The organism is Pseudoalteromonas phenolica (assembly GCF_005876835.1).
Classification (GTDB): Bacteria; Pseudomonadota; Gammaproteobacteria; order Enterobacterales; family Alteromonadaceae; genus Pseudoalteromonas; species Pseudoalteromonas phenolica_B.
Genome location: NZ_PPSW01000021.1, coordinates 32,815 through 45,832 on the forward strand (window position 1 = coordinate 32,815; position 13,018 = coordinate 45,832).

Here is a 13,018-nt window from a genome sequence, read left to right on the forward strand (position 1 = left end):
GCACATTGCAAAATTGATGCGAATTATACGTAATTGCTGAGCAGAATCCTAGTCTGTGACGACAATAGTAAGGGATTATTAAGGTTTAATGAATTAAAGATATTAGGTGCATGGTGGGTCATGATGGACTTGAACCATCGACCAATGGATTAAAAGTCCACTGCTCTACCAACTGAGCTAATGACCCATACAGATAGGGATGAAGAATTTTGAGATGGTGGGTCATGATGGACTTGAACCATCGACCAATGGATTAAAAGTCCACTGCTCTACCAACTGAGCTAATGACCCGCTCAAAGGATATCGATATTTAAAGTAAGTGGTGGGTCATGATGGACTTGAACCATCGACCAATGGATTAAAAGTCCACTGCTCTACCAACTGAGCTAATGACCCGCTCTAGGGTTCTCGACACTTTAAATAAGTGGTGGGTCATGATGGACTTGAACCATCGACCAATGGATTAAAAGTCCACTGCTCTACCAACTGAGCTAATGACCCGCTCGAGGATATCAGATACTTTAAATAGTGGTGGGTCATGATGGACTTGAACCATCGACCAATGGATTAAAAGTCCACTGCTCTACCAACTGAGCTAATGACCCGCTCTGGATATCAATCTTACTAAGTAGTGGTGGGTCATGATGGACTTGAACCATCGACCAATGGATTAAAAGTCCACTGCTCTACCAACTGAGCTAATGACCCGCTCATGCGATATCAGTCTAATTAAGAAGTGGTGGGTCATGATGGACTTGAACCATCGACCAATGGATTAAAAGTCCACTGCTCTACCAACTGAGCTAATGACCCGCTCGGGGATATCTTACACTTATTTAAAAGTGGTGGGTCATGATGGACTTGAACCATCGACCAATGGATTAAAAGTCCACTGCTCTACCAACTGAGCTAATGACCCGCTCGGATATCTATTCTTAATTAAGTATTGGTGGGTCATGATGGACTTGAACCATCGACCAATGGATTAAAAGTCCACTGCTCTACCAACTGAGCTAATGACCCGCAAGGATATCAAAACTTAATAAGTGGTGGGTCATGATGGACTTGAACCATCGACCAATGGATTAAAAGTCCACTGCTCTACCAACTGAGCTAATGACCCACTTAGTGCAACAAGTGATTTGAATCAATCGCCTGCTGCGGGCGCTTATAATACTTATTTAAAAAATGAGTGCAACTGAAATGCGTAGTTTTTTTCAGTTTTTACGTCTAAGCGCCTAATTTTAAACCATACTGACAAAATATTATGCCATTACATCTTACCAAGACGTTCTGTGGCCAATTTTGCAGCAGTCGTACTTGGGTATTCTTTAATTAGAGTATTTAACAACTCTTTGGCTTTTTCAAAGTTGTTTTCTTTTTGGAAGATAATACCAAGCTTTAATAAAGCATCAGGACGTTTATTTGAATTCGGATAATTACTCACAACATCTTGGAAGTGAATTCGCGCTTGTGCGTCGTTATTCTTTATTGAAAATAACTGTCCTAACCAATAGTGTGCATTTGGCATATATACAGAATTAGGGAAAGCGGTTAAAAAATTTTGTAATTCTGGAATAGCGGCATCATAACGCTTATCCTTCATGATCAAAGCAACCGCTCGGTCATAGGCTTCGTTTTCTGATAAATCGCTGCTGATCGCTTGTGAGCTATCAACCACGATATCGGAAGATGTCGTCGCACTTGATTGCTCATAAACTTTAGACACACGATTTTCAATTTCTTGATATAGCTCTCGTTGTCTTTGTAACACTTTTTCAAGTTTGTAACTTTGCTCTTCTGTCACACCTCTTACTTGAGAGACTTCATCTTGCAACAAATTAAGTTGTTGCTGGAGTTCGACTTGTAGCAAGTTACGCGTTTTCATCATGCTTTCTAGCTGAGCTAAACGCTGTTCAATTGTTTGGGTTGAATTTGCAGCCTCAGATACAGGAGCGGGAGCAGCCCATACATGGGTGCTCCCGCTCATCATTATGGCTGCCAAAATATATTTCGGCTTCATAATCACTCTTTCAAATTAGTAAACTAAAACCGCACGACGGTTTTTAGCAAAAGCTTCTTCAGTGCGAGACTTAACCATTGGTTTCTCTTCACCGTAGCTCACTACAGAGATTTGGCTGTCAGAAACACCTAGGCTTTGTAGATATTTAGCAACTGACTTACCACGGCTTTCACCTAGTGCAATGTTGTATTCTGGCGTGCCACGTTCATCAGCATGGCCTTCGATTAGTACTTTAACGCTTGGGTTTTTTACTAAGAAATCAGCGTGTGCTTGAAGTAACTCAGCATACTGACCACGGATACTTGATTTATCGAAGTCGAAGTATACGATTTGCTCTTGACGAAGCGCTTCATATTTCTGTTGTAGTTTCTCAGCTGCAGCTTGCTCTGGTGTTAAAGTGTTAACTTCTACATTGCTACCAGATTGTGATGCGTTAGCACCATTATTTTGATTTGCAGCACTTTCGTCAACGCTTGAAGATGAGCTACATGCTGCAAGTGTCATTACTGGTAAAGCGACCAATAAAGCTTTTAAGGTTTTGTTAAGTTGCATCGAGTATATTCCTATATCAAAAATTTATACCAGTAAAACTACTGTAAAAAAGGTGACCATGCTGGTGCCTTAACCTGTCCATCAGTAACAGGTAGACGCGCTTTGAATCTGCCGTCCATCGAAACCAGAGCTAATACCTGCTTGTTATTGTACAAGGTACTATACATAATCATAGAGCCATTCGGCGCAATACTTGGTGACTCGTCTAAACGAGTACGCGTTAGCACCTGGAATAACCCTGAATTTAATTCTTTTTTCGCAATATGGTACTTTCCTAATGTTCTATTCACCATAACAAGTTGCTTGCCATCTGGTGTAATTGAACCCGCTAAGTTCATATCGCCATCAAAGGTAGCACGCTTAGATCTACCAGTTTGTAAATTTAACTTATATATCTGAGCATTACCACCCCTTTCCGATGTATAGACAATTTCTTTGCCATTCGGGTGCCAAGATGGTTCAGTATCTATACTTCTGTGCTTTGTTAAGCGCGTTTCTTTTCGCGTTTTTAAGTCTAATAGGTAAACCTCAGTTGCACCACCTGCGTCTTTAGAAAGTACAATAAGTAACTTTGTACCATCAGGAGAAAACTGTGGCGCACCATTTATACCCGGATAGCTAGTTATGATATCTCGCTTACCCGTATATAGGTCTTGCATAACGATTTGAGATTGACGGTTTTCAAAAGTGACATAAGCCAGTTTGGTACCATCTGGTGACCAAGCAGGTGACATTAATGGCTCATTTGAACGAAGCAATACTTGCTCGTTATAGCCGTCATAATCCGCCACAACTAGTTGGTATGGCTTATCTGTGTTTTCTCGCACAATGACATAAGCAATTTTAGTTCTAAACGCCCCTTTTTCACCTGTTAGTGATTCATAAACTACATCACTGATTTGGTGCGAATAGCTTCTGAAACCCGCTTCATTAATGATCGACTGACGAGATTCTTGGATATGGTCCTGACTTTTCATTAACTGACCATTGGTCATCATACGCGTTTCACCACCTGTGATTTGCGCTCTGATCACATCAATTAACTCATACTTAACCAAGTAACGATCACCAGGTTGTTGAGTGATAGAACCAACTAAGACTGCTTCAACGCCTTTAGATACCCATGCATCATAGTCAATGTCTTCATCTGTAGAAGGCATTTGAGGCAAATCAGCAAATGAAAGCGGTTTAAATTTACCACTACGTGTTAAGTCAGCAGCAATAACATCGCTTAATTGCATAGGTAACTCACCTATACCTTCGAATTTAAACGGAACGATGGCAATAGGTCTCGCACTGTCTACCCCTTCGGTAATGACAATTTCAAGAGCCGCAAAAGCATAATTTTGAATAGATAAAACTAAGCAAACTAATAATACTTTGAATCGCTTGAGCATAGTTTTCCTTATAGTTCTGGTTTAATTGTTAAGTTGATGTTCTTGAGTTGTTCAAACACATCTTTATCTTTGGAAACAGGTAAGGTATCCGCTAAACGAATAGCCCTTAGTGCGGCATCACAAACAAGTTTGTCTCCCCCTAAAGGTTTTACACTTGTTACTAAGCCATTAAAAGCAAGTCGAATATTTACGCGACACTCTTTACCTCTCATCGCTTCATCGGTCAATAAGTTTGACTGAATACGTTGTGAAATGAGTGCCTGAAATTTTTCAACTTCGCCCATTACTTGCTGCTTTCTTAATTTATTTCGAGCAGCTTGCTCTTGTGCTAATTGCTCTTGAAGTAGCTGTTCTTCAAGTGCTTTCAAGCGAGCCTTTTCAGCTTCTTCTGCTCTGCGTTTTTCATCTTCTTCACGTTTTTTACGTGCAATTTCAGCCTTGCGTAACGCATCTTCTTCGGCTTTTCGCTTATCAGAAGCAGCCTTAGCGGCTTTTTCTGCTGCGAGCTTTTCAGCGCGCGCTTTTTCAGCATCCGCTCTTTGCTTCTCTTCAATCTTCTTGGCTTTTTTTGCTTGAGCTTCAGCTTTGCGCTTTTCTTCTAGCTTAGCTAACCTTTGCTGCTCCAATTTTCTGATTCGACGCGCTTCAGCTTCTCGTTCTTTTCTGGCTTGTTGTGCACGTTTTTCGAGTTCTCTGATACGCTTTTCTTCAGCACGTTTTTTATTGTCTTCTTGCTGCTTGAGTTCAGCAATTTTTTGCTCAACTAGTTTCTGGTCAACCGATACAGCAGAGACAACTTGCTCTTCTTGTTTCTCAACAACTGGATCTAGCTGAACCTGCATGACTGTAGGTGTCGGCATTTCAAAATTTGCCGTTGCAAACAAAAAACCACCTAGAGCAATGTGAAGTAGAAACGATTTAACAAATCCACTGGTTAATGATTCCATGACTACTCCTCAAAAGACTTGGTCATTAACCCTACTGACGGCACGCCTGCATTTTTCAAGAAATCCATTAGTAGAAGCACTTCTTGATAAGACACACGACCCGAGCCTTTTATTAAAACGGGGGTTTCAGGATTTTGCTGAAGTTTAAGTTTAATCACAGCAGCAACCTCAACTGCATCCATCGGCGCCTCAGGATCAGTGCCTACACTCACGTAATAGCGACCTTCAGCATCAATACTGGCTATAATAGGTGGTGCTTCTTTTGTTTCTACCAGATCAGATTCTGACATCTTAGGCAAATCTACTTTTACACCATGAGTAATCAGTGGCGCTGTCGCCATAAAAATAATGAGAAGTACCAACATAACATCGATGTACGGTACCACGTTTATTTCTGCAACCGGACGTCGTTTTTTACGTAAGTACATATTACTTTGCCTCTACCGAATTTGCAGCTTGACGATGAAGGATATTCGCAAACTCTTCCATAAAGTTAATGTAATGACTTTCTAGCTTTTCAACATTCTTTGCAAAACGGTTATACGCCATAACAGCAGGAATAGCAGCGAATAAACCAATCGCTGTCGCGATAAGTGCTTCGGCAATACCTGGGGCAACCATTTGTAATGTTGCTTGCTGGACCTCACCTAATGCAATAAATGCATTCATAATACCCCATACAGTGCCAAATAAGCCGATGTAAGGACTGATTGAACCTACTGTCGCCAAAAATGAAAGGCTTGATTCTAGTTTTTCGACTTCTCTTGATAGTGCCACGCGCATTGAACGATGCGTCCCCTCAATAACAAGGCCTGTGCTTTGATTCGAGCTTTTCTTTTGTCTTGCAAATTCTTTAAAGCCAGACACAAACAATGCTTCTAAACCTGCTGGGCTACCTGTGCGTGCACTAATTTCGTTGTACAACTTACTGAGTTCCATACCTGACCAAAATTTTTGTTCGAATTTTTTAGTATCATGCATGGCTTTTGAAATAATTGACTTGCGCTGAAAAATAATTGCCCAAGAAGCTATCGACATACCCACTAACGTCAACATAACCAATTGAACTAATAAACTTGCTTTTAATATAAGATCAACGAAATTTAGACCCGATTCCACCTTGTTATACTCCTAAAATAGTTGTGTTTGGGCATTCAGCGCCATTAGCTTATTCATCGACAATGTCACAAGCCAATAGTTCATTTAGTTTACCCAGACATTACAGCCCTGACAATCTGATTACTACGAATTGAAGTGAATTAACGACAAACTGTTTAAATAGCATTCTTATCTTACTAACTTACTGGATTCCTTTCTCAAATTTGATGCTTGCTGTTCAAAAACCACTTTAAAATTTACCTTTATGTTGTCGTCAAAGTTTTAATTATGCGTAAATAAAAGTTATTCAGCCGAAATAAAAGCTCCATAATAAAATAGCAAAATGAATAGGCGCTTATTTATGAGAAGATAATGCATAAATCGGAGCACTTATTCAAAATAAATGAATAAACCCTCAAAACCCTATTGGTAATACCAATTTCCAACAATAAAACTAATTACAAAAAACTTGTTCAAAATATATCTTTTACTTTTAAATCATGCAAATAACAAATTTCATGTAGGCTTTTATTAGAGTGAAGAACAAATAAAAACCCCGTCGCATTAGATTTTCTTATCTGAAACATATAAATTTTCTAGTTTGATAACAAATCATAGAACTCGTATTATATCTCTCGTTCCAGTAAGACAACTTACCGAAACAGTTTTTAGTAATATGATTTCTGATTGTCGTATTGCTTTTTAGATACAACTTTATGTATTTAATGTTCCCTTATTACTTCCTTCAACTTGTTGTTTTGCCCGCTTTTTTAGCGGGCTTTTTTTTGCCCATTTTTTATTGAAGCAAAATTCAGACAAAAAAAAGCCCGAACATCAGTTCGAGCTCATGGTATTTAATGAAAGTAGATTAAGCTTCTTCGCTTTCATCTCTGTATTTGTCAGCAGTTTCTTTAATCAACGGCTGTAATTCACCCTTTTGGAACATTTCTAAAATAATGTCACAACCACCGATTAACTCACCTTCAACCCAAAGCTGAGGGAAAGTCGGCCAGTTCGCATAGTGAGGTAACTCAGCACGAATATCTGGGTTTAGAAGAATATCAACATAAGCAAACTGTTCACCACAAGCCATTAGTGCCTGAGACGCTTGTGAAGAAAAACCACAGTTAGGCAGTTTAGGTGAGCCTTTCATGTATAAAATGATTGGGTTTTCAGAAATTTGTTGCTTAATTTTATCAATGGTTTCCATTTATTAACCTCTATGTGACGATGCGTAGCCATGAAAAATCGAATTCGTTGCGTGGTAAAACACGCATTTTTGGCAAATAAAACAAATAGTCTCTAACTACGCCATTGCTGTTTGCCTAAACTTGAGTAAAATACTCAGGAATTATAGTATCACTATAAAGTTAATTCGTATAGAAATCTGGACCTCAGTAGTCTATGTTTCAGTCGTAATTAGCAAAATACATAACAAATGGAGATAACCATGGCTTTTGAACTACCGTCATTACCTTATGCAATCGATGCGCTAGAACCACATATTTCTAAAGAAACTTTAGAATTTCACCACGGTAAGCACCACAACACTTATGTAGTGAAATTAAATGGTTTAGTTGAAGGTACTGACTTTGCAGATAAAACTCTTGAAGAAGTAGTACGCAGCTCTGAAGGCGGCGTTTTCAATAACGCAGCACAAATCTGGAACCACACTTTCTACTGGCACAGCCTTTCACCAAATGCAGGTGGCGAGCCAACAGGTAAAGTTGCTGAATTAATTAATGCGAAATGGGGCTCATTCGCAGCATTCCAAGAAGCTTTTAACGATAAAGCAGTAAACAACTTCGGTTCAAGCTGGACTTGGTTAGTACAACTAGCTGACGGTTCACTAGATATCGTAAATACTTCAAATGCAGCAACACCACTAACAGAAGAAGGTGTAACGCCTATCCTAACTGTTGACCTTTGGGAACACGCTTATTATATCGATTACCGCAATGTTCGTCCTGAATACCTAAAAGGTTTCTGGGCACTAGTTAACTGGGAATTTGCTAACAGCAACCTGGCTTAATATCTCTTTAATTGCAGATAATTGAATAAAGGCGTCTATGTACGCCTTTTTTTATACTTCCCTCTTTGCCATTCATCAATTAAATATCTGGATTTTTTAGGCAATTTCCTAATTTCATGTCTAAGCTTTAAATATACCTTTTACTATTAAATAGTTTCTCATTCTAAGCTCACACAGGTTATTTGGAGGTCGTTATGACAATATTCGAACATTATCAAGCCAGATATGAAGCTTCCCAAGAAGAAGAATATTCAATCGCTGAATTTCTAGAAATCTGTAAGAACGATAAATCGGCGTATGCAAGTGCAGCAGAACGGTTACTCATGGCTATTGGTGAGCCTGAGATGGTTGATACTTCGACAGATGCAAGGTTGAGCAGATTATTTTCAAATCGCGTCATTGCGCGCTACCCTGCTTTTAACGAATTTTATGGAATGGAAGAAGCCATTGAACAAATCGTTTCATATCTGAAACATGCTGCGCAAGGTTTGGAAGAATGTAAACAAGTACTATATCTTCTCGGTCCGGTTGGTGGTGGTAAATCGTCGATTGCAGAAAAACTCAAATATCTAATGCAGCAAGTTCCTATTTATGCCATTAAAGGGTCTCCAGTTAACGACCACCCCCTCTCTTTGTTTAATCCTGTAGAAGATGCAAACTTACTAGAGAAAGAATATGGTATTAAGCCTCGTTATTTAAAAACAATCATGTCTCCTTGGGCGACTAAGCGCTTACATGAGTTTGGTGGAGACATCACTCAATTCAAAGTCGTTAAACGCTATCCGTCTATTTTAGATCAGGTTGCGATTGCGAAAACTGAACCTGGTGATGAAAACAACCAAGATATCTCTGCGTTAGTGGGGAAAGTAGATATTCGAAAACTTGAACATTACGCACAAAACGATCCAGATGCTTATGCATATTCTGGCTCATTGTGTTTAGCAAACCAAGGCCTTATGGAGTTTGTTGAAATGTTCAAAGCACCAATTAAAGTGCTTCACCCTCTATTAACTGCAACCCAAGAAGGCAACTACAACGGTACAGAAGGGATTTCCGCGCTTCCATACAACGGCATGATATTAGCGCACTCGAATGAGTCTGAATGGCAAAGTTTTAAAAACAATAAAAATAATGAGGCATTTTTAGATCGTGTATACATCGTAAAAGTGCCATATTGCTTGAGAGTATCTGAAGAAGTCAAAATTTATCAAAAGCTATTAGATAATAGCGAACTCTCTTCAGCGCCATGTGCACCAGGCACTTTAGAAACCCTTGCAAAATTCGTGTCGCTGTCAAGATTGCAGGAGCCTGAAAACTCAAGCATTTATTCTAAAATGCGAGTGTATGATGGTGAGAGCTTAAAAGACACAGATCCAAAAGCTAAGTCCTACCAAGAATACCGTGACTATGCGGGCGTTGATGAAGGTATGACGGGGTTATCTACTCGCTTTGCATTCAAAATTCTATCTCGCGTGTTTAATTTCGATCATGCTGAGGTTGCGGCCAACCCAGTTCATTTATTCTATGTACTAGAACAACAAATTGAGCGTGAGCAATTTAATGCAGAAGTACAAGAGCGTTACTTAAGCCACCTAAAAGGCTACTTAATTCCTCAGTATGTTGAGTTTATTGGCAAAGAGTTGCAAACCGCTTATTTAGAATCGTACTCGGAGTACGGTCAAAATATATTCGACCGCTATGTGACTTATGCTGACTTCTGGATCCAAGACCAAGAATATCGTGACCCAGATACAGGACAACTATTCGATAGAGCCGCTTTAAATGCTGAGCTTGAGAAAATAGAGAAACCTGCCGGCATTTCTAACCCGAAAGATTTTAGAAATGAAATTGTTAACTTTGTCTTGAGAGCAAGAGCGCACCATAATGGTGAAAACCCTGTTTGGACAAGTTATGAGAAATTACGCACTGTCATAGAGAAGAAAATGTTCTCGAACACTGAAGATCTGCTGCCTGTAATTTCATTCAACGCCAAAACGTCTGCTGAAGATCAGAAGAAGCACGAAGACTTCGTAAATCGTATGGTTGAAAAAGGTTACACAGAGAAACAAGTTCGCTTGTTATCTGAATGGTATTTAAGAGTTAGAAAGTCTCAGTAAAGCGTGAGTTCTTGGAGGGTGATTTATGGCACATTTTATAGACCGTCGCCTGAATGGGAAGAATAAAAGTACGCTGAATCGTCAGCGCTTCATTAGACGGTATAAGAAGCAAATAAAAGAAGCAGTATCAGATGCAATCAATAAGAGAAGCGTCACAGATATAAGCAGTGGTGAAAGTATTTCAATACCACAGCGTGATATCAGTGAACCTGTTTTTCATCAAGGAAAAGGGGGGGATCGTGACATGATCCACCCTGGTAATGATCAATTCAGTACTGGCGATAAAATACAACGCCCCCCTTCTGGTCAAGGAGGAGGTGGCGGCGAAGGTGAAGCCAGTGATCAAGGTGAAGGTCAAGATGACTTTGTTTTTTCAATCTCGAAAGATGAGTATCTTGACCTGTTGTTTGAAGACTTAGAACTGCCTAACCTTCAACAAAGTCAACTTGATAAATTAGTGCAAATGAAAACCCACAGAGCAGGCTTTTGTAACGATGGCATGCCAAGCAATCTAGATATTGTTCGTTCCCTGCAAGGTTCATTATCTAGAAGAGTTGCTATGTCTGCTGGGAAAAAACGTCGATTAAAAGAGGCTGAAGAAGAGCTTGAGGCATTATTAAATGAAAGCGTGCCTCCAGAACATCAAATTAATAATCTTAAGTTAGAAATAGACGAGCTTAAACGTAAGATTGCAACTGTACCTTTTATAGATAATTACGATTTGCGTTTTCGTAATTACGAAAAGCGCCCTCACCCAACAAGCAAAGCTGTTATGTTTTGTTTAATGGATGTCTCAGGTTCAATGGATCAGGCTACTAAAGATATGGCAAAGCGCTTTTATATTTTACTTTACCAGTTTCTAACTCGTACCTATAAAGATATTGAAGTCGTTTATATTAGGCATCATACCCAAGCAAAAGAAGTCGATGAACAAGAGTTTTTTTATTCTCAAGAAACGGGTGGCACCATTGTCTCTAGCGCACTTAAACTCATGGATGAAATAGTTAAAGAGCGTTATTCGCAAGGTGATTGGAATATCTATGCAGCGCAGGCTTCTGACGGAGACAACTGGGCTGATGATTCACCACATTGTACAGATATTCTTACCAATAAACTGCTTAAAACGGTTCGTTATTACGCTTATATAGAAATAACAACTCGCGCTCACCAAAGCCTTTGGCGTGAATATCAGGGCATTGCGCAAACGCATAGCAACTTTGCCATGCAGCATATTCGAAGTGTTGAAGATATTTATCCAATCTTCAGAGAGTTATTTAAAAAGAACCAAAAACAACACCAAGGCGCTGCTTAGTCTTAAGGAGGGGTTATGACATATAATCCGATCAACGATGGTCCTGACTGGACATTTGAACTACTTGAAGAGTACCAAGCTGAAATTGCTCGTGTAGCAGAGTTTTACCGTTTAGACACCTATCCTAATCAAATTGAAGTGATCACTGCTGAGCAGATGATGGACGCATACTCAAGTGTTGGTATGCCCATCGGTTATAGTCATTGGTCTTACGGTAAAAAGTTTATTCAAACTGAGCAAAATTATCGTCGAGGTCAAATGGGCCTAGCGTATGAGATTGTTATTAACTCTAACCCTTGTATCGCTTATTTGATGGAAGAAAACACCCTGCCCATGCAGGCACTTGTGATGGCTCATGCCTGTTACGGACACAACTCTTTTTTCAAGGGCAACTATTTATTTAAGACCTGGACAGATGCATCTTCTATCATAGATTATCTACTATTCGCCAAAAATTACATTTCTGAGTGCGAACAAAAATATGGTATTGATGAAGTAGAAAACCTAATTGATTCTTGCCATGCGTTGATGAACTACGGTGTTGATAGATATAAACGACCCCAGCAGATTTCAATGTATGAAGAACAAAAGCGTCAAAAGGAGCGAGAAGACTACTTACAATCTCAGGTAAATGAGCTTTGGCGTACCATTCCTAAAAACCAACAAGAAGAAACGATAGATCAGCCAAGATTCCCTTCTGAGCCACAAGAGAATATTCTATATTTTATTGAGAAAAATGCACCATTACTGGAGTCATGGCAACGGGAAGTTATCAGAATAGTTCGAAAAATATCTCAATATTTTTATCCGCAAAAACAAACTCAGGTGATGAATGAGGGATGGGCGACATTCTGGCATTACACCATCCTAAATCACTTATATGATGAAGGAAAATTATCTGACGCTTTTATGCTAGAGTTTTTGCAAAGTCACACTAATGTTGTTTTTCAACCGCCTTACAACAGCAAATTCTACTCCGGTATAAACCCCTATGCGCTTGGTTTTAATATGATGACAGATATTAGGCGTATTTGCGAAAACCCAACTGAAGAAGATAAACGTTGGTTTCCGGAGTTTGCCGGTGCAGATTGGCTTGATACACTGCATTTTGCTATGCAGAACTTTAAAGATGAAAGTTTTATTAGTCAGTTTTTATCCCCGAAACTAATTAGAGACTTCAAACTCTTTACCATTATCGACAAACAAAAAGCGCCACATTTAGAGGTCGGTGCTATTCATAATGAAGAAGGTTATCAAAAGGTTCGCTCTGCTCTTTCCGCACAGTACAATTTGAGTAACCATGAGCCCAATATACAAGTCTATAACGTTGATGTGAGAGGTGATAGATCTCTCACACTTCGCTACGTGCCACAAAATGGTATTCCACTTCATGACTCAAAAGCAGAAGTGATTAAACACCTTTATAGACTTTGGGGTTTTACTGTTCGACTTGAACAAGTGAATGAATCGGATATGGTTGAAACAATTGCACAATGCCCTAAAGAAGAAGATGTGAAAAAAGTAAGCTGAACTTAATCAG

The 13,018-nt window shown here is 39.3% G+C and carries 11 protein-coding genes and 10 tRNA genes; 4 read left to right on the forward strand and 17 right to left on the reverse strand.

What is annotated here, in order from left to right; translation table 11 throughout:
- Positions 1 to 111: 111 nt before the first annotated feature.
- From C1E24_RS12820 to C1E24_RS12900, 17 genes are all read right to left on the reverse strand, one after another.
- Positions 112 to 187 (reverse strand) — tRNA-Lys (locus tag C1E24_RS12820).
- 28 nt (positions 188 to 215) lie between these two features.
- Positions 216 to 291 (reverse strand) — tRNA-Lys (locus C1E24_RS12825).
- A 29-nt stretch (positions 292 to 320) separates the two neighbouring features.
- A tRNA-Lys gene (locus C1E24_RS12830) sits at positions 321 to 396 on the reverse strand.
- Positions 397 to 425: 29 nt separating this feature from the next.
- Positions 426 to 501: transfer RNA gene (locus C1E24_RS12835), tRNA-Lys, on the reverse strand.
- Positions 502 to 529: 28 nt separating this feature from the next.
- Positions 530 to 605: transfer RNA gene (locus C1E24_RS12840), tRNA-Lys, on the reverse strand.
- A 27-nt stretch (positions 606 to 632) separates the two neighbouring features.
- A tRNA-Lys gene (locus C1E24_RS12845) sits at positions 633 to 708 on the reverse strand.
- Positions 709 to 737: 29 nt separating this feature from the next.
- Positions 738 to 813 (reverse strand) — tRNA-Lys (locus C1E24_RS12850).
- A 30-nt stretch (positions 814 to 843) separates the two neighbouring features.
- Positions 844 to 919, reverse strand: a tRNA-Lys gene (locus C1E24_RS12855).
- 28 nt (positions 920 to 947) lie between these two features.
- Positions 948 to 1,023 (reverse strand) — tRNA-Lys (locus tag C1E24_RS12860).
- Between the two features lie 24 nt (positions 1,024 to 1,047).
- Positions 1,048 to 1,123 (reverse strand) — tRNA-Lys (locus C1E24_RS12865).
- A gap of 150 nt (positions 1,124 to 1,273) precedes the next feature.
- Positions 1,274 to 2,023 carry a tol-pal system protein YbgF gene (gene ybgF, locus C1E24_RS12870; protein ID WP_138482042.1) on the reverse strand — a complete coding sequence of 250 codons (750 nt, stop codon included), beginning with the start codon at positions 2,021 to 2,023 and terminating at the stop codon, positions 1,274 to 1,276.
- Between the two features lie 15 nt (positions 2,024 to 2,038).
- The gene (gene pal / locus C1E24_RS12875; protein WP_138482044.1) at positions 2,039 to 2,575 is read right to left on the reverse strand and encodes a peptidoglycan-associated lipoprotein Pal; all 537 of its coding nucleotides are present in this window, start codon (positions 2,573 to 2,575) and stop codon (positions 2,039 to 2,041) included.
- Between the two features lie 38 nt (positions 2,576 to 2,613).
- Positions 2,614 to 3,972 (reverse strand): Tol-Pal system beta propeller repeat protein TolB, encoded by a 1,359-nt coding sequence (gene tolB, locus C1E24_RS12880; RefSeq protein WP_138482045.1) that lies wholly within the window; start codon positions 3,970 to 3,972, stop codon positions 2,614 to 2,616.
- An 8-nt stretch (positions 3,973 to 3,980) separates the two neighbouring features.
- Positions 3,981 to 4,919, reverse strand: a complete 939-nt coding sequence (gene tolA / locus C1E24_RS12885) for a cell envelope integrity protein TolA (RefSeq protein ID WP_138482047.1) — start codon at positions 4,917 to 4,919, stop codon at positions 3,981 to 3,983.
- A gap of 2 nt (positions 4,920 to 4,921) precedes the next feature.
- On the reverse strand, positions 4,922 to 5,347 hold the full coding sequence (gene tolR / locus C1E24_RS12890) for a protein TolR (RefSeq protein ID WP_058030082.1): 426 nt from the start codon (positions 5,345 to 5,347) through the stop codon (positions 4,922 to 4,924).
- Between the two features lies 1 nt (position 5,348).
- Positions 5,349 to 6,038 carry a protein TolQ gene (gene tolQ / locus C1E24_RS12895; protein ID WP_138482049.1) on the reverse strand — a complete coding sequence of 230 codons (690 nt, stop codon included), beginning with the start codon at positions 6,036 to 6,038 and terminating at the stop codon, positions 5,349 to 5,351.
- An 847-nt stretch (positions 6,039 to 6,885) separates the two neighbouring features.
- The gene (locus C1E24_RS12900) at positions 6,886 to 7,227 is read right to left on the reverse strand and encodes a Grx4 family monothiol glutaredoxin (RefSeq protein ID WP_058030084.1); all 342 of its coding nucleotides are present in this window, start codon (positions 7,225 to 7,227) and stop codon (positions 6,886 to 6,888) included.
- A gap of 240 nt (positions 7,228 to 7,467) precedes the next feature.
- On the opposite strand from C1E24_RS12900, the gene C1E24_RS12905 reads away from it, so the two are divergent.
- From C1E24_RS12905 to C1E24_RS12920, 4 genes are all read left to right on the forward strand, one after another.
- Positions 7,468 to 8,049, forward strand: coding sequence for a Fe-Mn family superoxide dismutase (locus tag C1E24_RS12905; RefSeq protein WP_138482051.1), 582 nt, complete (start codon positions 7,468 to 7,470; stop codon positions 8,047 to 8,049).
- A 194-nt stretch (positions 8,050 to 8,243) separates the two neighbouring features.
- Positions 8,244 to 10,166 (forward strand): PrkA family serine protein kinase, encoded by a 1,923-nt coding sequence (locus C1E24_RS12910; RefSeq protein ID WP_138482053.1) that lies wholly within the window; start codon positions 8,244 to 8,246, stop codon positions 10,164 to 10,166.
- Positions 10,167 to 10,191: 25 nt separating this feature from the next.
- Positions 10,192 to 11,478, forward strand: a complete 1,287-nt coding sequence (locus C1E24_RS12915; protein ID WP_138482055.1) for a YeaH/YhbH family protein — start codon at positions 10,192 to 10,194, stop codon at positions 11,476 to 11,478.
- 15 nt (positions 11,479 to 11,493) lie between these two features.
- Positions 11,494 to 13,008: a SpoVR family protein gene (locus tag C1E24_RS12920; protein ID WP_138482057.1), complete on the forward strand. Its 1,515-nt coding sequence runs from the start codon at positions 11,494 to 11,496 to the stop codon at positions 13,006 to 13,008.
- Positions 13,009 to 13,018 lie beyond the last annotated feature (10 nt).